Raw genomic sequence first — 22,024 nt, 5'->3', positions numbered from 1 at the left:
GCCGCACATGCGGCTTGGCTTCACGCCGCATGTGCGGCGCGGCGGCAGTCGCCGCCGGAGAGGTTTTCGGTTCCCCGAAAACCTCTCTCAAGATTCAAGGAAAAACCATGTCTACCCGCAAACAGCTCAAGGCCCTGGTTGAAGCCCGCCGTGGCGTGATCGTGCCCGGCGCCTTCAACGCCCTGTCCGCCAAGGTCGTGGAAGATCTGGGCTATGAGGCCATCTATGTCACCGGGGCCGGCGTCACCAACATGTGGTTCGGCATGCCGGATCAGGGCTTCATGGGTCTGGCGGAGATCGCCGACCATACGGCCCGCATCCGCGACACGGTGGAGGTCCCGCTGCTGGTTGATGCCGATACGGGCTTCGGCAATGCCCTGAACGTCTATCATACCGTCCGCACCCTGGAACGGGCCGGGGCCGACTGCATCCAGCTTGAGGATCAGGTGGCGCCCAAGCGCTGCGGCCATTTCAACGGCAAGGATGTGATCTCCACCGAGGAGGCGGTGTCCAAGATCAAGGCCGCCGTGGATGCGCGGCGCGATCCGGACCTGCTGATCATGGCCCGCACCGATGCGGCGGCGGTACATGGGTTCGAGGCGGCGGTGGAGCGGGCGCAGAAATTCGCTGAAGCCGGGGCCGATATCCTGTTCGTGGAGGCGGTGACCAGGGCCGATGAAGTCCGCGCCCTGCCGCAGCGCCTGGACAAACCGCAATTGATGAACATGGTGATCGGCGGCAAGACCCCGATCTTCAACGCCACCGAACTGGCGGGCTTGGGCTATGGCATCGTGCTCTATGCCAACGCGGCCCTGCAGGGGGCGGTGATGGGCATGCAGAAGGCGCTGACGACCTTGCGCGATGAAAAGGCGGTGACGGAGGATAGCGGCCTCGTCACCCCCTTCGCCGAACGTCAGCGTCTGGTTGGCAAGCCCCAGTGGGACGCGCTGGACAAGCGTTATTCCTGAGCCTGCCGTTCAGGGCGCCGGCACGGCCTCCTGCTGTTTGGCCCACAGGGCGGCATAGGCGCCGCCCTGGGCCAGCAGGACGCCGTGGCTGCCCCGTTCGGTGATGCGCCCGGCTTCCAGCACGATGATCTCGTCCGCGTCCACGACGGTGGACAGGCGATGGGCGATGACCAGGGTGGTGCGGCCGCGCGCCGCGTCGCGCAGCGCCGCCTGGATCTCCCGCTCCGTATGTGTGTCCAGCGCCGATGTCGCCTCGTCCAGGATCAGGATGGGCGGGTCCTTCAGCAGGGTACGGGCGATGGCCACGCGCTGCTTCTCCCCGCCCGACAGTTTCAGGCCGCGTTCACCCACCATCGTGTCCCAGCCATCGGGCAGCGCCTTGATGAAATCCAGGATCTGCGCGGCCTCTGCCACGCGGTCCAGATCCGCCTGCGTGGCACCGGGACGGCCATAGGCGATGTTGTAGCGGATCGTGTCGTTGAACAGGACCGTGTCCTGCGGAACGATGCCGATGGCAGCGCGAAGGCTTTCCTGCGTTACCGAGCGCACATCCTGCCCGTCGATGCGGATGCTGCCCGACGTTGTGTCGTAGAACCGATAGAGCAGGCGCGACAGGGTGGATTTGCCGGCCCCTGTCGGCCCCACCACCGCCACCGTGTGGCCGGCCTGTATGGTGAAATCCAGCCCTTTCAGGATGGGGCGGCGTGTATCATAGGCGAATTCCACCGCGTCGAACCGCACCTCCCCGCCGTGCGGGGCCAGCGCCGGGGCACCGGGCGCGTCCTGCACCTCCCGGTTCACGGACAGAAGCTCGAACATCCGCTCCATCTCGTTCAGCGATTCCTTGATGCCGCGATAGACGAAGCCGAAAATGTTCAGCGGCTGGTAGAGCTGCAGCAGATAGGTGTTCACCAGCACAAAATCGCCGATGGAAAGCTGGCCCTGCACGATGCCGTCGGCCGCCATCCACATCACGGCCACCACGCCCACCGCGATGATGATGCCCTGGCCCACATTCAGCAGCGACAAGGAGGATTGGGTACGCACGGCCGCGTTTTCATAGGCGTGCAGCGCCTTGTCGTAACGCCGGGCCTCGAACTCCTCATTCCCGAAATATTTGACGGTTTCGAAATTCAGCAGGCTGTCGATGGCCTTGGCGCTGGCGCGGGTATCGGCGTCCAGCATGTCGCGGCGGATGCGGGTGCGCCAGTTGGTGACGGCGATCGTGTACCAGATATAGCCCGCGACCGTGCCGAAGGTGACGGCGGCAAAGCGCACATCGAACAGGTGCCAGAGGATGCCCGTCACCAGCGCGATTTCCAGCAGGGTGGGCAGGATATTGAACAGCGAGGTGCTGAGCAGGCTGTCGATGGCCTTGGTCCCGCGTTCCACCACCCGCGACAGCCCGCCCGTCTGCCGTTCCAGATGGAAGCGCAGCGACAGCGCGTGCAGATGGCGGAAGACATTCAGGGCCGCCACGCGCATGGCCCGCTGGCTGACCCGTTCGAAGATGGCGTCGCGCAGTTCCCCGAAGGCCAGGCTGAGCACACGCGCCAGACCATAGGCCAGGATGAAGCCCAGCGGGATGACCAGCAGCGGGTTGCCGGCGGCGTCCCCGGCCTTGGTCAGCGTATCGACCGCCCCCTTGTACCAGATGGGGACCGACACATTCGCCGCCTTGGCTGCGGCCAGGAACAGCAGCGCCGTGACCACCCGCACCTTGATACCCGTCTGCCCGGCCGGCCACAGATAGGGCAGCAACTGACGCAGCACCTGCCCGTCGGACAGAGGCTGCCTCCTGGGCTGTGACGGGTCGTGGCCGGAGGGGCGGTCGTGACGGCGCATATTGATCCAGGGGAGAGATGTCGCGGGGGAATGGGATGATATGGCCGGAGCGGTGTTGTTTGACAGCGCGGTCGCTTCTCATGGCTGCCATCCGCGCCTGACGGCGCTTTATTCCGTCATCCGTTCTCCCTTATCCTGCCAGCCCCTTCATGGAGGTCGCCCGCGCATGCCGCCCCTGCCCGACCGTGCCACCGCCTTCTGGACGCTTGCCCCCGGCAAAGGGGCGCTTTGCCAGCAGGAATTGCCGGAACCGCTGGCGGGTGACGTGCTGGTCCGCGCCCTGGTCAGCGGCATCAGCCGGGGAACCGAGTCGCTGGTCTTCCGGGGTGGGGTGCCGGCCGACCTGTACCCGATCATGCGCTGTCCGTTTCAGGAGGGGGATTTTCCGGGGCCGGTCAAATATGGCTATGCCCTGGTCGGCATCGCCGATTACGGCCCCGCCAATCTGGCCGGGCGGCGCGTCTTTTCCCTGCATCCGCATCAGGATGTGGCGGTGATCCCGGTGGAGGGATGCCGGCCCGTGCCCGACAACGTGCCCACCGAACGCGCGGTCCTGGCCGCCAACATGGAAACGGCGCTGAACATCCTGTGGGATGGCGGGGCCGCACCGGGGCAGCGCATCGCGGTGGTGGGCGGTGGCATCGTCGGCGGTCTGGTCACCTACCTTGCCGCCCGCATGCCGGGGGCGGACGTGACCATGGTCGATATCGATCCGGCCCGCGCCGACATCGCACAGGCCTTCGGCGCCCGCTTCGCAACGCCGGACAAGCTGGAGGCCGGGGATTGTGATCTGGTGGTGCATGCCAGCGCCACGGGCGAGGGCCTGGAGACCGCGCTGCGTCTGGCCGGGATGGAGGCGACGGTGGTGGAGGCGTCCTGGTATGGCGACCGGCCCGTCACCGTGGCCCTGGGCGGCGGGTTCCATCCCAACCGCCATCGCATCGTGTCGTCGCAGGTGGGCAAGGTATCGCCAGCCTTCCGCCCGCGCTGGACCCTGTCGCGCCGGCTGGACAAGGCGCTGTCGCTGCTGGCCGATCCCGTGCTGGACCTGCTGCTGGGTCCGCGCATCGATTTCGCCGACCTGCCAAAGGCCATGGCGGAACTTTCCCGTCTGCCATTCGGTTGCCCTGTCGTCCGCTATCAGCGCTCCGTCCCCTGAAAGGCTGCCCGCATGTATTTCCTGTCGGTGCGAGAGCACATCATGATCGCCCATAGTTTTGTCGGCGCCATTTTCGGGCCGGCGCAGGCGCTGCACGGCGCCACCTTTGTGGTGGATGCGGAATTCCGCCGCCGGCAATTGTCGCCGGAGGGGCTGGTGGTCGATATCGGGGCGGCATCGGTGCTGCTGAAACAGGTGCTGGCGCCGCTGAATTACAAAAACCTGGACGAGTTGCCGGAATATCGCGGCCGCAACACCACCACCGAATTCCTGGCCGGCGACATCCACCGCAAGCTGGCGGCCGGCATCCGGGCCGGCGCGCTGGGCGCGGACGGGCCGGCGCTGGACAGTCTGCGCATTACCCTGTCGGAAAGCCATGTGGCCTGGGGCGCCTATGAGGCACCGCTGAACGGGGAAGCTGCCTGATGCCGGATCGCACGCTGCATATCATCTGCCCCGGCGACATCAATCAGTTGACAGGCGGGTATGGCTATCTGCGCCGGCTGGTGGCCGGCCTGCGGGACCTGGGCGAAGCGGTCACCGTGCATGAACTGCCGGGGCCGCATCCCTTTGTCGATGACCCGTCGCGCGATGCGGCCGACGCCATGATGGCCGCCATCCCGGACGGGGCCAGGGTGCTGATCGACGGTCTGGCCCTGCCGGTGGCGGCGCATGCCATCTGGGTCGACCGTTACCGCCTGCGCTTTGCCGCCCTGGTCCATCATCCGCTGCACCTGGAAAATGGCCTGACCCCCGAACAGGCCGATATCCTGTTCCGCATCGAACGTGACACGCTGGCCCATATGCACCATGTCATCGTGCCGTCGCGGACCACGATGCGCGGCGTCATCGATCTGTCGGTCCCGGCCGGCCGCATCACCATCGCCAATCCAGGCACCGACCCGGCGGAACCGGCCGCGGGCAGCGGCGGGGCGGACGGGCCGGTGATCCTGTGCGTGGCCACCCTGACGCCGCGCAAGGGGCATCTGGTGCTGATCGACGCACTGGCCCGCGTGAAGCATCTGCCCTGGCGCCTGCATCTGGTGGGCAGCGATGTCCGCCATCCCGGACAGGCGGCGTCCATTACCGCGGCCGTGGCCGGGCACGATTTGGCCGACCGGGTGCGGATGCTGGGGGAATTGTCGGGGCCGGCGCTGGAGACGCAATGGCGGGCCGCCGACCTGTTCACCCTGGTCAGTTTTCATGAAGGCTATGGCATGGTGGCCGCCGATGCGTTGAAACGCGGCCTGCCCTGTATCGTCACCGATGCCGGCGGGCTGGCGGAGGTGGTACCGCCCGCCGCCGGGGCCGTGGTGCCGCCGGGTGACGTGTCCGCCCTGTCGGCGGCGTTCGACCGGCTTCTCTCCGATCCTGCGGCGCTGGATGCGGCCCGCCGGGCGGCGCGCGGGGCGGGAGAGCTATTGCCGACATGGCAACATTCTGTGTCATTGATACGCGACGCCCTCTCCGGCATGCTGGTTTCCGGGGAAAGCGATCGGATACGGGCATGAATCTGGATTTCGACTCGGACTGGCTGCGCCTGCGCGAACCGCTGGACGATGCGGCCCGCGCCGTGGGGCTGGCCTGGGCTTTCGGCCGCATCCTGCCGGCCCATCCCATGATCATCGATCTGGGGGCGGGCACGGGCAGCAATGTCCGCCAACTGGCCATGAAACTGGGCCGGGGGGAGCAGGACTGGACCCTGATTGAAAAGGATCGCAAGCTTCTGGCCAAGGCGCCGGGGGAGATCGGCCGCTGGGCCGACCGCAATGGCTGGGAACACAAGGAACAGCGTCGCGCCTACATGATCACCTGCGACGACATGGCCGTGCGGGTGGAGATGCGCAGTTTCGATCTGGCACAGGACCCGGCCGAACTGGGCCTGAACCAGTATGACGGCATCACGGCCAAGGCGCTGTTCGACCTTGTGTCGCAACCCTGGTTGGAACGGTTCGTCAAGGAACTGGCCGGGTGTGGCTATCCGCCGCTGCTGGCCACGCTGACGGTGGATGGCCGGGTGGAATTCTCCATCCCGGACGAGGATGACGGCTTTGTCCTGGACCTGTTCCATACCCATATGGGCCGGGCCAAGGGGCTGGGCGGGCCGGCGCTGGGCATGGCCGCGCCGGGGGTCCTGGTCGCCACGCTGACCGCGGCGGGGTACAAGGTGGAAAAGGCGCAGGCCGACTGGAAGATCGGGCCGAAGCAGATCGCCGCCCATCTGGCCATGATCGCCGGCTATGAAAGGGCGGCCATCGAACAGGATCCCGGCAGTGCCGCCCGCGTCCATGCCTGGGCCGGGCGCCGCCGGCATCTGGCCAGCGAGCAGGGCGCGCGCCTGCTGGTCGGGCACCTGGACCTGCTGGCCCGGCGGTAGGGTGGTCAGAAACCGGGGTCGGGGCGCAGATGCTCCACCTGGAAACCATGCGCCTCGGTCAGGCGGCTGGCCACCGTCAGCCGGTGGCAAAGGGTGTGGTCAGCCTCGAAACACAGCAGGCAGGCCGGCTTTTCCAGGGCCAGTGACCCTGCCAGCGCCAGCTCATATTGTGCTTCCGGCCGCGCCAGCCCTTCATCGACGATGGACCAGAACGCTTCCATCCGGCCGGCCCGGTTGGCAAGCCGGCCCTCCTTGGGGGTGCCCAGCTTTTTCAGGTGCAGATACCCGATCCCCTCGGCTTCCAGGCTGGCGCGCAGCGGCGACTTGGAAAACCCGGCCCGGCGGGAGGAGGGGAGTTCCCGCACATCCAGCAGCAATGTCACCCCCGCCGCCTTCAGCGCCGCGATGACGGCCGCTTGCGACGCCCCTTCGTAACCGATCGTGTGCAGGATCATCCTTGTTCCCCTTCCCGCCCCGACCGGGCGGTCCTTACGCCTGGCGGGCGTCGATGATGGAGCGGCGGACGGCGCGGGTACGGGTGAACAGCTCATGCAGCTTATCCCCCTCGCCCCAGCGGATGGCGCGCTGCAGGGCCGTCAGATCCTCGGTGAAGCGCTGGATCACCTCCAGCACCGCCTCCCGGTTGTTCAGGAAGATGTCGCGCCACATGGTGGGGTCGGATGCCGCGATGCGGGTGAAATCGCGGAAACCCGTGGCGGAGAAGCGGATCACCTCGGACTGGAGATGCTCCTCCAGGTCGGTGGCGGTGCCGACGATCGTATAGGCGATCAGGTGGGGCAGGTGGCTGGTGATGGCCAGCACGCGGTCGTGATGGCCGGGCTCCATCACCTCGATCATCGATCCGCATCCGCTCCAGAAGGCTGACAGCTTGTCGACCGCCGCCTGATTGGTGCCGGGCACGGGCGTCAGGATGCACCAGCGGCCCTTGAACAGGGCGGCGAAACCGGCATCGGGGCCGGAATGTTCGGTGCCGGCCAGGGGGTGGCCGGGAATGAAATGCACGCCTTCCGGCACATAAGGGGCGATGTCGCGGATCACCGACTGTTTCACCGACCCGACATCGGTCAGGATCGTGCCTTCCGTCAGGTGCGGACCGATCACGGCGCCTAAGTCGGCGAAGGCCCCGATGGGGGTGGCCAGCACAACCAGATCGCATTGCGACACCAGGGCGGGATCGGTCCCGGCCTCCACCGCCAGACCCAGTTCCAGGACCCGGTCACACACGGCCTGCGACCGGTCCACGCAGACCACGCCACCCGCCAGACCCGGATATTCCGCCACACACCGCGCGATCGAGGAACCGATCAGGCCGAAGCCGACGATGGCAACCTTGTTGAACAGCGGGGCGTTCATGGGACGGAACCTTGTATCCGGAAAAAGAAAGACCGGGGTTCACTATCACAGTGAACCCCGGTCCGTCCAAATCGGGATGTAGCAGCGGGGGGCGTTCCCCGCATGCGGTCCTTACATCTTGAAGGTCAGGCGCGCATAGCCGAACTGGCCCGGCGCGTCATAGGTGGTGGGATCGAAATTGTTCAGGCCGCAGCTAAAGCAGGCCGGCGGGTCCTTGTCGAACAGGTTGTTGACGCCCAGCGTCAGGCCGACCTTGTTCTCGAACATGGAAGGGAACCAGCTTACCTGCACGTCGGTATAGAGACGGGCGTTCAGCTTGTTGTCGGCCTGGCTTTCCTCCACGCTCCGGACATACCGGTTGGTCAGCGAGGCGGAGACATCATCCTTCGCCCAGTCCAGGATCGCGGTAGCCTTGTATTTGGGGAAGGCCTGATCGGGGCTGCCCTTTTCCGTGCCCTCACGCTCGATCTTCGACGTGCCGCTGGTGGCCGGAACGGTCTCCGTATAGTTCAGCAGGAAGGTCTGGTTCAGGCTGAACCGGAAGGTGCCCAGGTCGCTTTCCGGACCCTGCCAGTTGATGGTGAAATCGATGCCGTCAGTGTCGATGGCGCCGATATTCTGCAACAGGCCGCTGATCTGGTTGATGGCGCCCGATGCGGTGCGGGTGATGGACGCGCAGGAGAAGGCGTCGTTGTTCTGTTCGCAACGGCCCAGGATGGTGTCCGCGCCGATCGGCTGGATCGCGTCCTTCAACGAGATGTCATAATAATTCACCTCGAAATCCAGACGGTCGGCCCAGGACATTTCCCAGGACGGGCTGAACACGCCGCCGAACACCCAGCTTTCCGAGGATTCGGGCTTCAGCTTCTTGTTGCCGCCGGTGATGACCGAAAGCTGCGGGTTGGCCTGGACATAGGAACCATTGGCCGGCACGCCATGGGCGACGCAGTTGGCGCGGATGGCGGCGGATGCCGCCGTACCGCCCGACAGGCCCAGCATGTCGGAGCAGGGGTCCACCAGTTCCTGGTCGAAGCGCGACGGCGTGCCGAACAGTTCGCCGATGCCCGGCGCGCGGAAGCCCTGGCCCCATGACCCGCGCAGCAGCACATCCTCGGTTACGCGCCAGTTGACGCGGCCGCTATAGGTCGTCTCGCTGCCGAAGGTGGAATAGTCGGAGTAGCGGACCGCACCCGACACTTCCAGCAGCTTGGCGATGGGCAGGTCGGCGATCAGGGGCACGCGCAATTCGCCATAGGCCTCGTTCACGTCGAAGCTGCCCTTGGACGGCTGGGCCGGGATGTCGGACCCCAGGCCGGCGGCCACGACGGCGTCCGGCTGGAACTCGCCGCGCTGGTCACGATATTCGTAACCCACGGCCAGACCGACGCCACCGGCCGGGAGCTGGAACAGGTCGCCCGACAGGTTGAAGGACGTGTCGGCCAGACGCTGCTTGCTGCTGTCCTGCTGCGTGAACAGCACGTAATCGATCATCGGCTGGGTGATCGACCCCGCACCGCCGAAGATGTTGAAGGGCACGCAGGAGCCGGTGCAGTTGGCGACCGGGCCCAGGGCCTGGGCCAGACGCTGCGCATTCACGTTGCCGGTGAATTTCTGCGTGGCGCTGTTGCGGGAGAAGATGGTGTTCAGGTCCCAGTACCACTTGTTCTCGCCCAGCATCAGCGAGCCGTCCAGCGTGCCGGACACGTACCAGGTGTTCACTTCCTGCTCGTAATGGCGCGGCCCCGCCTCGACAAAGCGGCGGCCGATGAAGGCGTAGTTGGCCGGGCCATTGGCCCCACCCGACGACAGGGTCACGCCGAACGGGTTGTAGGGGTTGGTGCGGTCGATGCTGATCGTGTCCAGCAGGTTGCCATTCCCGGCATCGGGGCCGACGAACAGCGGGATGGGGGCGGCCTGGTTGGCGGATTTCCGGTTGTTATAGACGGCCTTCAGGCGGAAATTGATGTCGGGCGTGATTTCCTGCGACACCTGGAAATAGGTGCCGATCCGTTCCGACGGGGCCTGGATATAGTTATAGGGCTGGAAATTGAACCGGTCGGCGGTGGTGAAGTTCTTGAAGCTGCCGGCCGTGGGGTTCAGCGGGTCAAAGGTCGGGCGGCCCGTCAGCACGGCATTCTTCAGGGTCAGGTTCATACCCTCGCCGGTGACCGGGTTGTTGACGATGAAGCGGCCCAGCGGCGTGCCCGACGAACAGGAACTGTCGCACGCGGTGACGCCCGGTGTGGGGAATTGCGAGATGGAGCGGTCGCCCGACATCACGCTTTCCTGCTTCACATAGGTCAGGTCGGCCACGATCTTGGTGCCGCCGGAAGAGGCGCCCCAGGACAGGTCATATTCCTGCGTGACGCCGTCGCCCTCGTCAAAGGCACCGACCTGCGCGGAGCCGGCAAAGCCGTCCTGCTTCTTCTTGGTGATGATGTTCACCACGCCGGAAATGGCGTCGGACCCGTAAATGGGGGAGGCGCCTTCCTGCAGGACCTCGATCCGGTCGATGATGCCCTTGGGGATGGTGTTCAGGTCGGTGGAGGAGGGGATGCCCGAGGCCGAGGCGCCGTTCACCCAGCGCAGCCCGTCGACCAGCACCAGGGTGCGGCGCGAGCCCAGATAGCGCAGATCCACTTCGGCCGAACCGGCGCCCACGCCGCCGCCATCGGGCGGGTTGCCGAAATTGCCGCTATTGTTGAACTTGCTGTTCAGGCCGCCGCCGGAGATGGGCAGACGCTGCAGAATCTCGGCCGTGTTTGACAGGCCGGTGCGGGCGATGGATTCGCTGTCCAGTTGGATCACGGGTTGCGTCTGGTTCAGCGGACTTTGCCGGATACGCGAACCGGTGACGACAATTTCATCCAATGTGTCCTGGGCGTGCGCGGGCAGCGCCGGCATGGCCATCGCCGCCACCAAGGCAAGCGAAGACGACCTGAGAAACAGGTTGGTGATGGATCGCATATGGTACCCCTGTCCGAGAAAGGTTTGTTTTTTAACGCGGTTTCAAGCCCGCGCGCAGGATCGTTAACAGAACATGAACCCGGTGTGGAAGCCCCCAGATTGCAACTGCTTTGTATCGTTGGTGACTGTTTCTTTTCTGCATCTAAACAGTCGGTACCAGTGATTGCAGCCACCGGTGTCACCCTGCATACTTCCCTTATCGAATAGGGAGGGGGGAATAATGTATACAGATGAAGAACTCGATGCCGCGGCGGCGGCTGGAATATTGGCGGACAAGGATGTCGCGGGTTTCCGACGCTTTGTTGCCGACCGGCGCGGGGCGGTGGACATGGTGGAGCATGAACGGTTCCGCCTGCTGACCGGCTTCAACGATGTGTTTGTCTCCGTCTGCTGCGGCCTGATCCTGGTGGCCGCCGGCTATCTGGGTGGCCGGGTGCATCCGGTGCTGGGCGGGTTGGCGGCGGCCGTGGCCGGATGGGGGCTGGCCGAATATTTCACCCGCCGCCTGCGCCTGTCGCTGTCCAGCATCGTGCTGCTGATCGGCTTTGCCGGTGGCACGCTGGTGGCTGGCCTGACGGGTCTGGTCGACCTGCTGTCCTTGGACCAGGCGCAGATCAAGGATCCGGCCGATGTAGCCGGCGCGGTGGCCGGGGCGACCGTGCTGGCCGGGATCGGCGCCTATGCCCATTGGCGGCGTTTCATGGTGCCCATCACGGTGGCGGCCGGGTCCGCCATCGCCCTGGTGGCCGCCTGTGCCCTGCTGCTGGTGGCGGTGCCGTCGCTGCGCGACAGCATCCGGGTGCTGGTGCTGATCGGCGGGCTGGTGATGTTTGCCATCGCCATGCGCTGGGACAGCCAGGACCGGGAACGCAACACCCGCCGGTCGGATGTGGCCTTCTGGCTGCACCTGTCCGCCTCGCCCATGATCATCCACCCGGTCTTTTCCTGGGTGGGGGCCAATGGGGCGGTGCAGATGGTCAGCCCCGGTCTGGCGCTGGCCACCTGCATCGGCACCTATCTGGTGATCGCGCTGGTGTCGCTGGCCATCGACCGCCGGGCCATGCTGGTCTCGGCCCTGGTCTATGTACTCTATGCCATGGGACAGCTTTTCTCCATGGCCGGCACGGCGAAGGAAATGAACATGGCGCTGGCCGCCCTGGTCATCGGGTCGGGCCTGCTGCTGCTCTCCACCCGCTGGGAAGCCGCCCGCCGCCTGCTGGTCCCGCACCTGCCGGGCAGCATGCGGGAGATGCTGCCGCTGGCGCGGTGATCGCGACCGACCCCGGCGGCCATGGTCCGGCCGCCGGGGCAGGCCCTGCCGGGTGGGGGGAACCGCAAAGTCCCGCCACCCCTTCCATGCGTAACTTCCCTGTCTCATCCATTGCCCGCTATGCTACGCACGGCCCCTTGACCAGACGTAGCAGCGCCCGGGTCCGGGGTCCCATCCCCCGCCAGGGCAGAGGATCGAAGTGATGAGCAAGCGACGCGACGGCGGCCATGCCGCCAAGGGACCCAGCCAGCGCCAGTTGCGCGTGGGTGAGGAAATCCGCCACACCCTGGCCGACATTTTCCGCCGCGGGGAATTCCGCGATCCGGAACTGATGGATCTGAACGTCACCGTGTCGGAAGTGCGCATCAGCCCCGACCTGAAGAACGCCACGGCCTTCGTGATGCCGCTGGGCGGGTCCAAGCCGGAACTGGTGGCCGCGCTGAACCGCGCGTCGGCGTATCTGCGCACCCACGTGGCGCATGAAATGCGCCTGCCCTATGCCCCGCGCCTGTCCTTCCAACTGGATACCAGCTTCGATTACGCGGAAAAGATCGACCGGATTTTGCACGATCCGCATGTCGCCCGCGACATGACCGGCATCATCAATACCGGCAACACCGATGCCGAGGATGAGGAAGAGGGCGGGGACAAGAACCATGGCGCGTAAGCGCAAGGGCGTTCCCCGCCACGGCTGGCTGGTGCTGGACAAGCCCGGCACCATGACCAGCACCCAAGCGATGGCAAAAGTGCGCTGGATGATGAATGCGGAAAAGGCGGGCCATGGCGGCACGCTGGACCCCATTGCCACCGGCATCCTGCCCATCGCCTTTGGCGAGGCGACCAAGACCGTCCAATATGCCATGGACGGGCACAAGACCTACCGTTTCGTGATGAAATTCGGCGAAGCGACCGACACGGACGACCGCGCCGGAAAGGTCATCGCCACCAGCGATGTGCGCCCCACCGACGAGCAGATCGAAAAGGCGCTGGAAGGCTTCCAGGGCCGGATCAGCCAGGTGCCGCCGCAATATTCCGCCATCAAGGTGGATGGCGAGCGCGCCTATGATCTGGCGCGGGAAGGGGAGGCGGTGGAACTGGCCGCCCGGACCGTGCGGATCGACGGCTTCCACCTGACGGGCCGGCCCGATATCGACCATGCCGAATTCGAGGTGGAATGCGGCAAGGGCACCTATATGCGCTCGCTGGCCCGGGATCTGGCGCTGGCGGTGGGGACGGTCGGCCATATCACGGTGCTGCGCCGCCTGTCGGTCGGGCCCTTCACCCTGGCCAATGCCGTCACCCTGGAACAGCTTGAAAAGATCGTGGCGGAAGGGGACCCGGACGGGCTGCTGATGCCCGTCGCGGCGCCGCTGGACCGGCTGCCCGCCATCGACCTGACCCCGGTGGAGGCCGACCGCCTGCGCCATGGCCAGGGCGTGTCGCTGCTGCGGCGGAGCGACCTGGACCGGCTGGAGTCGCTGCGTGATGCAGGGGGGGAGGAGGCGACAGCGCTCGCCCTGACCGGGGGGCGCCCGGTGGCGCTGGTCCGCCTGGAAGGCGGGGAAATTCGCCCGGCGCGGGTCCTGAACCTCTGACGGGCGCCTATGGGGCCGCTGGCGGCCCTACCGCTCCAGACCCCGCGCCGCCAGGGCCGACAGATAGGCCTGCCACAGCGTCTCCCGCTCCCGGCCCAGCCGGTGCAGCAGGGTCCAGCTATAGATGCCGCTGTCATGCCCGTCATCGAAGGTCAGGCGGACCGCATAATTGCCCACGGGATCGACGCGGGTAATGGCGACGTCGCGCTTGCCGTGAACCAGCCGCTTCTGGGCGGGCGTATGGCCCTGCACCTCCGCCGACGGGCTTTCCACCCGCAGGAATTCGGCCGGCAGGTCAAAGCGGCTGCCATCGTCGAAGCTGACGGTCAGCATCCGTTCGGCGCTTTTCAGGCGCAGTTCCGTGGGCCAGCGGCTGGACCCCCCGGCCTCGCTGGCGAATCGTTCCTCGGCCATGTCAGGCGGCGGCGTCCAGACGGCGCGCCTCGTCCACCAGCATGATGGGAATGCCGTCGCGGATGGGATAGGCCAGCTTCGCCTGATCAGAGATCAGTTCCTGTGCCACGGCGTCATAACGCAGCGGCCCCTTGGTCAGCGGGCAGACCAGGATTTCCAGCAAACGGGGATCGACGCGGGCGCTGTCGGTCGGGCTGTTGGCGTCGGTCATCACGGGGGTCCTTTCGGGACAGGTCTCGGGGTCGGAAATCAACTCGTATCCGCGCCGACGGGCGCAGGTATCAGTGACGGGCGCCGCCGCTGTCGCCATCCTCATGCACGGCCATCTCCACCAGCGCCAGCAGAAGCTGGGCGCGGGCGTTCAGGTCCGGGCTTTCCAGCAGGGCCTGCTTTTCCGGCGCGTCGAAGGGGCAGATCATGGCCAGCGAGGTGACCAGCCGGTCCAGCGGCGCCTGGGCCACCGAATCCCAATTGGCGCTGATGCCCTGCTGCTTGAAATAGGCGCGCAGCACCCCGTCCAGCCGGGCGCGGTCCACGTCGCAGGGGGCATCCTCGGCCAGATCGGCGGCGAACCCCGCCCAGTCGGCCACGATGCGCCGGTACCCGCGCGTGGTTGCCATCTCCTGCGTGATGCGGAACCGGCTCACCCCCGTCAGGGTGATCAGGAAACGGCCATCCTCGGTCTCGCTGAAGCTGGTGATGCGGCCGACACAGCCGATATCATAGAGCGGCGGGTTAGGCCCGGCCCCGCCGTCGCGGGGCTGGATCATGCCGATCATGCGGTTCGTGGCCAGCGCGTCCTGCACCATGTTGAGATAGCGCGGCTCGAAGATATTGAGCGGCAGTTTCCCGCGCGGCAGGAGAAGCACCCCCGTCAAGGGAAAGACGGGGATAGTTTCCGGCAACTGGTCATGGGGCAGGTCGAACGGGTTCTGGCTCATGCGAACAGCAGCGATGACAGTTTGCGGCGAGCCTGGATGACCAGCTTGTCCATCGGGCCCAGCGCCTCGAAGATTTTCAGCAACTGGGTGCGGGCGCCCTTGTCGTTCCATTCCCGGTCGCGCTTCACGATCTCCAGCAGCGCATCCAGGGCTTCCTCGTTGCGGCCGGCGGCGTACAGCGCCAGGGCGTAATCATAGCGGGCCTGATGGTTGGCCGGGTCTGCGGTGACGGCAGCCTTCAGGTCGTCCAGCGGACCGGCCTGGGCCGCCTGCTCGGACAGTTCGATCTGCGACTTGATCGCCGCCAGTTCAGCCGACTTGGCGATGCCGGCCGGTGCGTCGGCGACCATGCCCTTGGCGGCATCCGTCTCACCCACGGCCAGCAGGCAGCGAATGACGCCGGCATAGGCGGCCGCGTTCTCCGGCTCCTCCGCCAGCACTTCCTGATAGATGGCGGCCGCACCCTGTGCATCCCCGGCATCCAGCAGGTCCTTGGCCTCGGCCAGGATGGCGGCGATGTCGATGGCACCCGCGCCACCCGACAGCTTCACCAGCCGTTCGATGAAGGCCTTGATCTGGCTTTCCGGCAATGCCCCCTGGAACCCGTCCACGGGACGGCCCTGGAAAAAGGCATAGACGGTGGGGATCGACTGCACGCGCAACTGCCCGGCCACGGCCGGATGCTTGTCGGTGTCGATCTTCACCAGCTTCACGGCACCCTTGGCGGCGATCACGGCCTTTTCCAGGATGGGGCCCAGCGTCTTGCACGGGCCGCACCAGGTGGCCCAGAAATCGACGATGACGGGCACCTGCTGCGACGCCTCGATGACATCGGCCATGAAACCGGCGTCGCTGCCATCCTTGATCAGGTCGGTTGCGGCGGGCTTGGGCTGGGGGGCGGGCGTGGGCGAGAACATGGGGTTCCTGTTCCTGGATCGGGTGATCAATCTATGGCCCCGTCACGCGGGGATCGTCACTGGCTTATATAGAGCGCCCATGGCCCGGCGGCAAATCTCCCGATGGGATGTCGGGCACGGGGGAGATGGTGCGGTTGGAAAAATCCGCAAGCAGGGCAAAAAAAGTCCTTGCATGGCAAAGTTTGATGGCTATATTCCGCGCTCACCGCCGGGGACGACCCGGACGGACTTCGGAAATGGGCGGGCGTAGCTCAGGGGTAGAGCACAACCTTGCCAAGGTTGGGGTCGAGGGTTCGAATCCCTTCGCCCGCTCCAGTTCCGAAAACCCACCGCCTGAAAGGGCGGGCCTGTCTGGTGATGCGGGCGTAGCTCAGGGGTAGAGCACAACCTTGCCAAGGTTGGGGTCGAGGGTTCGAATCCCTTCGCCCGCTCCAGTTTTAGAGCGGAATATCAATGACTTAGGGGCCGTCTGTTCAGCAGACGGCCCCTAGTCGTTTGGGCTGGTGTCCACATGGTGTCCACCGGAACGAAAGTGGTGGACACCATCGCCGTCCGTGGTGTCCACCGTCCGTCCGGCGGGATGCTCGGGGCGACGCCCAACCGGAGTCGGGCGACGCGCCCCCGTATCGGAAGCGGCGCTTCGTTCAGTGGCGAGCGTCGCACCCGCGCGGGATCGTCAGCACATGACGGTGCGTGATCGGCGCGGGGCGGGAGGGTTCACCTTCGACCATCCCCCACACTCCCCCCGCCAAATCCAAAAGGGGGCTTTCATGAGCGCCGCGCACCCCTTGTCAGGTCCGACACCACGCATATCGCCGCACGGAAGCCTTTCCGTTGCTGGTAGCACGGGACAACGATCCCGATTGCGCTACTCCGTCACCGAATCGGTGCGGTGGAAGTCCATCAAGACGGCGGATTGCTTGATGGCGATGCGCAGCCCCTCATCCGACAGCGAACGAATCACCGACAGAAGCTCGCTCACCAGCCGCTCGCGCTCTTCCGGCTCTTCCCGCACGTCGGCAACGCCAAGCAGTTCGTTCGGCGTGACGTCGAGCGTCCGGCTGATCTTCACCAGCGTCGCAAGGTCGGGTTCGCGCGTGTCCGCGACATAATGGGCGTACCGACGCTCACCCAAGCCGACACGTCGGGCCACTTCCGCGTCCGATATCCCCAAGAGCCGCGCCCGTTCGCGCAATCTGTCGCCAAATCCCTGCATAGGAACAAAATGGACTAGCCAGACGGCCCGTATCTATGCACGTTATGGGCTTATCGAGCCGCCCATAACGGCATGGAGTGTTGGCCGTGCTGCCTCTTCGCTACAATGTGCGCGCAAACGCCGTCCTTGCTGCCGCCTTTACGCTCTCCGTCGCCACAAGTGACTCACAGGCAGAAGAACGCGGCTCCGGCTTTCTCGCGTTTCAGCGGTGGCTTCACGCAGCGGACGTGGCCGCGAACGATGCCGTTACATACGAAATATGCGGCTGGGGCATGATCGATCTCCGCACACCGTTCCTCGCCGCAGCGATCAAGCAAGGCGTGGACGTGACGGCGTGGGATGATCTGGCGGAGCGGTACGACGACGCGGCCCGTGAACGTCGGCAAACGGAAGCGGTGCTGACTGCACGCGGGGCAAACGCGCCGATGCAGCGCACCAGCGGCCTGTATGCCACAGGGGGATGTACTGAGGCGCTGCGAAAGCGAATTTGGGAGCAATCGGAAGCCGATCAAACCATGCGGGCTTTGCCGGCAACCCCTTGAGCGGTATACTGCCGCGCGTCTGCACGATGGAGCGCGGTATGCGATGGATTACGGCGACCGATCTTCACCACTGGGCCGACACGCGGATTTCCCAGGAAGAACTGTCGGTGATCGTCCGCAGACTGATTTTCGCCAGCGTTGATCGGATAGAACATATTTCGATGCCCGGCGGTGACAGCGTTAATCGACCCGGATGGGACGGTACACTTACGTGTGAGCAAGCGGCATTCTTCGTTCCCGAAGGCCATTCAGCATGGGAGTTTGGAACAAGCAGCGAGGTCATCGACAAGGCAAACAGAGACTACCGAACCCGAACCACCAACCCAATCGGACAGGCACCATCAAAGACAACACTTGTGATCGTGACCGCTCGCCGTTGGCCGATAGGAACGCAGACGAAAGAGGATTGGATCAACACCAAAAGGACCGCTGGTCCTTGGAAGAACGTTTGCGTACTTGACGCTGATGATCTTGAAACGTGGCTTGAGCAAACGCCATCGGTCGCGGCATGGCTCGGGCATGTACATGGCAAGCCAACGGACGGGATTGAAGCACTGGACGCATTCTGGGATAGATGCACAACAGATACCACCCCGGAACTTACACCTGGAATCATTTTGGCTGGTCGAGAGTCGCTCGGAGAAAAACTCTGTGAATGGAGCGAAGGGAACAGTCCTATCATCCGCATCAAAGCAGACACCGCAGAGGAGGCTATCCTTCTTATAGCGGCATGGGCGAAATTGGAAAAAGGCGATGCAGAGGAATTTTTGTTTTCTAACGCAATTGTCGTCTACTCAGAGAATGCTTGGCGTCAAATTGCGGCACAGCACCGTCCATTGGTATTGATTCCGTTTTTTCCAAACGGTGCACTTGGTCTTGGCGACGCCACTAGGCGAGGACATTGGATTATTATTCCAAGTGGCTGGTCGGCAGGCGAAGATGATGTAGTGGTTGCGCCTTGGTTGGATCGCGAAAAGCTGAAGGTTGCTTTGGAAGGCACCGGCCTCTCTGAGCAAATTGCTCGCCGTTATGCTGATAATTGTGGACGCAGTCTACAGGTGCTGGCACGACAGTTGTCAAAGGCGGTTGAACGACAAGCTCCATCGTGGGCTACTCCAACGTCTGCTCAGGCGTTGATCCCTGCTCTACTTGCCGGCCGATGGAACAGGTGTCATGAAGGTGATCAAGAGGCGCTGAGCATTCTTGCCGGGCAAGCTTACGATCAATGGGAAAATAGCATTCGTCCATTCTTTAATATTCAAGATGCACCAGTTCGTCAATACGGTGACATCGTGGTTTTGACATCACCAGTTGATGCGTGGCGTCTGCTTGGAAGAGAGATATCTCAAGCGACTTGGGATCGATATCGCAACCTTATTCTTGCACTTCTTCAAGAGCGCGATCCTCGATTGGATTTGCCACCTGAAAAACGTTGGTTTTCATCCATATATGGAAAGGACTTCCGTCATTCTGCGCAACTGCGGGATGGCCTTGTCGAACAACTGGCACGGATTGCAGGGAGCGAAGACCGTATAGGGCTTGGAGTTAACCCGACGGCTGGAGCTATTGCTGGCTATCTGCTACGCGAAGCGCTTTCACCTCCGACAGAAATTGAACGTTGGATATCTATTGGCCCCCTGCTTCCTGATCTGGCAGAGGTTGCCCCCGACGAATTTCTTAGTCAACTTGAAGGATTGATCCGAAGTCCAGAGAGTGCCCGACTCCTATTTCAGAAATCGGACTTTATGTCTTCCACCTCCCCTCACGTATACGTCATGTGGGCTATTCAGCGTGCGCGGTGGTTCCCGCGCACTTTGCGCCGCTGCGGGGATTGCTTGATTGCACTCAATGCGCTCGATCCGGGCGACAATTCTTCGCCACGCCCGAATACCGTATTTAGTGAGACCTTTTGTCCCCAAATGCCGGATAACGTGGCGGCGTACTCTGATCAATTGACCCTGCTTTCAATATTCATGCGCAGTCACGGGAATGCAGTTTGGAGTCTTATTTTCTCGATCATCCCAACTGGACGATCATTTAGGATCGTTGATCATGGACCGCGTTTCCGTCAGATTGCCGGAACGCCCGATCAGCCCGTCACCTGGGGCGATCTTTGGATGCGTTGCGACACACTGCTCGCTCTCCTTATCGAACATGCTGGTGATGATGTCGAGCACTGGTGCAAGCTGATTGATATGCTGGACGACGTCCGCCCGGAGGCAGCAGACGTAATCTTGAGTCATCTGCGCGCAAACTATGCTCACCCGTCGGCACCTTCTGATAAGGCCGTGACGATTTATCAGCATTTGATGTCTTTGTACCGGCGACATGAGGCGTTTCCGGATGCAAATTGGGTGATGCCGAAAGAGAGGCTGGCGGCAATTAAGAATCTGGCTACGGACATTGAGCCGGACGATGTGGTGGAGGTGGTAAGGTGGCTTTTCATTGAGCATTTTCCCCACCGGTATTTGCAAGGGGGCGATAAGGACCTCAGTTGCCATAGAGCGAATGCGGTGGCGGCGATATACGCAAAGCATGGCTTTGAAGGACTTGAACGCCTAGCTAGCTCGACAAACTTTCCGGGGTTTGTTGGTGAGGCTATCGCTAACTCCGATATCGATGATGAAGGTAAACAGCGCATATTTTCTATGTTTGTGACCGGCAATGAAACCAGCGGAGTGGTGGCGCGGTGCTTTATTTCTAGTGTTTATTCAAAGATCGCAGAAGAGGCGTGGAGGTACGCAGATAATCTTGATAGCCGTTCGTTTGGGAGGATGGCACAGGGGTTTCCGGCAACGCCGGAGTTGTGGGATTTGCTCGCTCAGCGTGGGGAAGATGCGGAGGAAGCGTATTGGAAAGGTGCTGGTTGGTGCCGTTATGGCGATACGAGTGAAGTTGTCACTCGTGCCGTAAATTACCTGTTCCGGTATGGTCAGAACTATAACGCCGTGATGACCATATGCCACGCGGATGTGCCGCTCTCTTTTGCCCTTCATTTGCGGGCGCTTGAAGCAATTTCAACAATTTTGTCGGGGCAGAAGGATGGAAATTCTATTAATAATTTGCGATTTGATGCCGTCGAACTCTTCAAGAAAATGGGAAGGTGCGATGATAGAGATGAGCAGGTGATGCTAAGGCTGGAATTCGAATGCTATTCACTTCTCGATCATACCGGATATGGCTTCCCATTTCTAACAAAGGCGTTCGAAAACGATCCGGCGTTTTTCATTGAAGCGATAAAGATGAGCTACAAGCGCGAAGATGGTGCCGAGGACGAAGAGGCTGCATCGTGGCGCACATTGCCCCACGCCGACGCTATTGCTCATCACCTCTTCAATCTGCTTCATGACTTTGATGCGATACCGGGATTGAAGGAACATGGTGCTGAAGCAGAGCAAAAGCTGATGGTCTGGATTGAGGAAGCATTGGTTCAAGCCGAACGGGTGTCCAGAAAAACTCTGGCCACAATAAAGATTGGGGAATCGCTCGCCAGGGCACCGGAGGCACATGGTCAGTTGTGGCCCCCGGAACACATCTGCAATGCGATGGAGCGATTTTGGTCAGATGATCTCGGCCGGGGGTTCTCATGTGGTGCTCATAACAAACTTGGAGCACGTTTCGTCGGTGAGGGCGAGCCGGATGCTGAATTGGCGCTTCAGTACAAAGCATGGTCGGAAGGTCGCGTGATAACTCATCCTCATGTCGCGAATGTTCTAAATCACCTGTCCGAGACTTTCCGAAGGAATTCGGAGCGCCACAAACGGGATGGAGAACTACGGCGTCAGACAGAATGGTGATCATCATCGTGAATTCGATAGCGGATACTAAGGCTTGAGCTTTTGTATTGCGCGAGACAACCTGTTGCGCGCGTAGGATCGGGTATTCTCGATGGTGCGTTCCACCGCCTTGTCGCTGCCGACCATGATCGCGGCTTCCACGCTATCGGGCGGCAAGTCGCAGCAGAGCATGAAGGCGGCAACGTCGATGTCGCGGCGGCTGCGGTCAACCTCGCCACCGGCGCGGCGCGGGACGGTGTAGCCATTGGCGAGCATGTGTCGAAGCGCGTCGTCGAACGCCTCCTTTCCCGCTCCGAGTTTCGGCGGTGCGCTGAATTTCCCGACCACCTTGCCGTGATCCAGGAGGATGATGTCGCCGTCGCTTCCGTCATCCAATGAATGACGCTGTATCCGTTCGACAAGAACACCAGCCGCGCCCGCTGGCGCGCGGGCAAGGGCGGATTGGGCTTCGGTCAAGATCGCGGTCGCGCGTCGCCCCGGACGGGCACGGATGATCCGAACCAAGGGGAAGTGATTGGTAAGCGTCAGCTGTTCCCCGCGTCTTTTTTGTTTTTGAGGCGTTTAGCGGCAGCGTTTCTGCGGTTTGCGATGCGGCTGAGGGCGTATTGCATCGGGATTTCATCGATGGTGTCGGGATCGTAC

General features: G+C 63.4%; 20 protein-coding genes and 2 tRNA genes. 12 read left to right on the top strand and 10 right to left on the bottom strand.

Annotated features, from left to right (window positions below; all coding sequences use genetic code 11):
- Positions 1-107 precede the first annotated feature (107 nt).
- On the top strand, positions 108-968 hold the full coding sequence (locus KBA48_RS16870) for an isocitrate lyase/PEP mutase family protein (RefSeq protein WP_292908433.1): 861 nt from the start codon (positions 108-110) through the stop codon (positions 966-968).
- Positions 969-977: 9 nt separating this feature from the next.
- Here KBA48_RS16870 and KBA48_RS16865 read toward each other — a convergent pair whose 3' ends face one another.
- A complete protein-coding gene (locus KBA48_RS16865; protein ID WP_292908431.1) occupies positions 978-2,813 on the bottom strand; it encodes an ABC transporter ATP-binding protein/permease in 1,836 nt (611 codons plus the stop codon).
- A 166-nt stretch (positions 2,814-2,979) separates the two neighbouring features.
- Between KBA48_RS16865 and KBA48_RS16860 the strand changes: the two genes are divergently transcribed.
- The 4 genes from KBA48_RS16860 to KBA48_RS16845 are packed head-to-tail and all read left to right on the top strand — an operon-like array spanning position 2,980 to position 6,349.
- Entirely contained in the window at positions 2,980-3,972 is a 993-nt protein-coding gene (locus tag KBA48_RS16860) for a zinc-binding alcohol dehydrogenase (RefSeq protein ID WP_292908429.1), read from the top strand.
- Positions 3,973-3,984: 12 nt separating this feature from the next.
- Positions 3,985-4,398: a 6-carboxytetrahydropterin synthase gene (locus KBA48_RS16855; protein ID WP_292908427.1), complete on the top strand. Its 414-nt coding sequence runs from the start codon at positions 3,985-3,987 to the stop codon at positions 4,396-4,398.
- Positions 4,398-5,483, top strand: a complete 1,086-nt coding sequence (locus KBA48_RS16850; RefSeq protein ID WP_292908425.1) for a glycosyltransferase family 4 protein — start codon at positions 4,398-4,400, stop codon at positions 5,481-5,483. Before KBA48_RS16855 ends, KBA48_RS16850 begins: the two co-directional genes overlap by 1 nt.
- Complete coding sequence (locus tag KBA48_RS16845; RefSeq protein WP_292908423.1) at positions 5,480-6,349, top strand: hypothetical protein; 870 nt, start codon at positions 5,480-5,482, stop codon at positions 6,347-6,349. Before KBA48_RS16850 ends, KBA48_RS16845 begins: the two co-directional genes overlap by 4 nt.
- A 5-nt stretch (positions 6,350-6,354) precedes the next feature.
- On the opposite strand, the gene KBA48_RS16840 is transcribed toward KBA48_RS16845, so the two are convergent.
- The 3 genes from KBA48_RS16840 to KBA48_RS16830 all read right to left on the bottom strand — a co-directional run bounded on the left by KBA48_RS16840 (position 6,355) and on the right by KBA48_RS16830 (position 10,627).
- The gene (locus tag KBA48_RS16840) at positions 6,355-6,804 is read right to left on the bottom strand and encodes a DUF488 family protein (RefSeq protein ID WP_292908421.1); all 450 of its coding nucleotides are present in this window, start codon (positions 6,802-6,804) and stop codon (positions 6,355-6,357) included.
- 34 nt (positions 6,805-6,838) lie between these two features.
- Positions 6,839-7,723, bottom strand: a complete 885-nt coding sequence (locus KBA48_RS16835; RefSeq protein WP_292908419.1) for a prephenate/arogenate dehydrogenase family protein — start codon at positions 7,721-7,723, stop codon at positions 6,839-6,841.
- A 111-nt stretch (positions 7,724-7,834) separates the two neighbouring features.
- The gene (locus tag KBA48_RS16830; RefSeq protein ID WP_292908417.1) at positions 7,835-10,627 is read right to left on the bottom strand and encodes a TonB-dependent receptor; all 2,793 of its coding nucleotides are present in this window, start codon (positions 10,625-10,627) and stop codon (positions 7,835-7,837) included.
- 283 nt (positions 10,628-10,910) lie between these two features.
- Between KBA48_RS16830 and KBA48_RS16825 the strand changes: the two genes are divergently transcribed.
- From KBA48_RS16825 to truB, 3 genes are all read left to right on the top strand, one after another.
- Positions 10,911-11,960, top strand: coding sequence for a hypothetical protein (locus KBA48_RS16825; RefSeq protein WP_292908415.1), 1,050 nt, complete (start codon positions 10,911-10,913; stop codon positions 11,958-11,960).
- A 202-nt stretch (positions 11,961-12,162) separates the two neighbouring features.
- On the top strand, positions 12,163-12,627 hold the full coding sequence (rbfA, locus tag KBA48_RS16820) for a 30S ribosome-binding factor RbfA (RefSeq protein ID WP_292908413.1): 465 nt from the start codon (positions 12,163-12,165) through the stop codon (positions 12,625-12,627).
- The gene (gene truB / locus KBA48_RS16815) at positions 12,617-13,555 is read left to right on the top strand and encodes a tRNA pseudouridine(55) synthase TruB (RefSeq protein WP_292908411.1); all 939 of its coding nucleotides are present in this window, start codon (positions 12,617-12,619) and stop codon (positions 13,553-13,555) included. The genes rbfA and truB overlap by 11 nt, the downstream gene beginning before the upstream one ends.
- A 27-nt stretch (positions 13,556-13,582) precedes the next feature.
- Here truB and KBA48_RS16810 read toward each other — a convergent pair whose 3' ends face one another.
- The 4 genes from KBA48_RS16810 to KBA48_RS16795 all read right to left on the bottom strand — a co-directional run bounded on the left by KBA48_RS16810 (position 13,583) and on the right by KBA48_RS16795 (position 15,827).
- Positions 13,583-13,969, bottom strand: coding sequence for a DUF971 domain-containing protein (locus KBA48_RS16810; RefSeq protein WP_292908409.1), 387 nt, complete (start codon positions 13,967-13,969; stop codon positions 13,583-13,585).
- A gap of 1 nt (position 13,970) precedes the next feature.
- Complete coding sequence (locus KBA48_RS16805) at positions 13,971-14,180, bottom strand: Trm112 family protein (RefSeq protein WP_292908407.1); 210 nt, start codon at positions 14,178-14,180, stop codon at positions 13,971-13,973.
- A 70-nt stretch (positions 14,181-14,250) separates the two neighbouring features.
- Positions 14,251-14,910, bottom strand: coding sequence for an LON peptidase substrate-binding domain-containing protein (locus KBA48_RS16800; RefSeq protein ID WP_292908405.1), 660 nt, complete (start codon positions 14,908-14,910; stop codon positions 14,251-14,253).
- Positions 14,907-15,827: a co-chaperone YbbN gene (locus tag KBA48_RS16795; protein ID WP_292908403.1), complete on the bottom strand. Its 921-nt coding sequence runs from the start codon at positions 15,825-15,827 to the stop codon at positions 14,907-14,909. The genes KBA48_RS16800 and KBA48_RS16795 overlap by 4 nt, the downstream gene beginning before the upstream one ends.
- A 240-nt stretch (positions 15,828-16,067) precedes the next feature.
- Here KBA48_RS16795 and KBA48_RS16790 point away from each other — a divergent pair.
- Both KBA48_RS16790 and KBA48_RS16785 read left to right on the top strand, forming a co-directional pair.
- Positions 16,068-16,142: transfer RNA gene (locus tag KBA48_RS16790), tRNA-Gly, on the top strand.
- 44 nt (positions 16,143-16,186) lie between these two features.
- A tRNA-Gly gene (locus tag KBA48_RS16785) sits at positions 16,187-16,261 on the top strand.
- Positions 16,262-16,695: 434 nt separating this feature from the next.
- Here KBA48_RS16785 and KBA48_RS16780 read toward each other — a convergent pair.
- Positions 16,696-17,043, bottom strand: coding sequence for a helix-turn-helix transcriptional regulator (locus tag KBA48_RS16780; RefSeq protein WP_292908401.1), 348 nt, complete (start codon positions 17,041-17,043; stop codon positions 16,696-16,698).
- A gap of 86 nt (positions 17,044-17,129) precedes the next feature.
- Here KBA48_RS16780 and KBA48_RS16775 point away from each other — a divergent pair, with 86 nt between their 5' ends.
- Both KBA48_RS16775 and KBA48_RS16770 read left to right on the top strand, forming a co-directional pair.
- Positions 17,130-17,585, top strand: coding sequence for a hypothetical protein (locus KBA48_RS16775; protein ID WP_292908399.1), 456 nt, complete (start codon positions 17,130-17,132; stop codon positions 17,583-17,585).
- Positions 17,582-21,382 (top strand): hypothetical protein, encoded by a 3,801-nt coding sequence (locus tag KBA48_RS16770; RefSeq protein WP_292908397.1) that lies wholly within the window; start codon positions 17,582-17,584, stop codon positions 21,380-21,382. The genes KBA48_RS16775 and KBA48_RS16770 overlap by 4 nt, the downstream gene beginning before the upstream one ends.
- A gap of 27 nt (positions 21,383-21,409) precedes the next feature.
- Here KBA48_RS16770 and KBA48_RS16765 read toward each other — a convergent pair whose 3' ends face one another.
- On the bottom strand, positions 21,410-21,838 hold the full coding sequence (locus KBA48_RS16765; RefSeq protein WP_292908395.1) for a hypothetical protein: 429 nt from the start codon (positions 21,836-21,838) through the stop codon (positions 21,410-21,412).
- Positions 21,839-22,024: the final 186 nt, after the last annotated feature.

This window comes from Niveispirillum sp. (genome assembly GCF_017996735.1).
Lineage (GTDB): Bacteria > Pseudomonadota > Alphaproteobacteria > Azospirillales > Azospirillaceae > Niveispirillum.
This window is presented reverse-complemented; position numbering and strand designations above follow the sequence as displayed.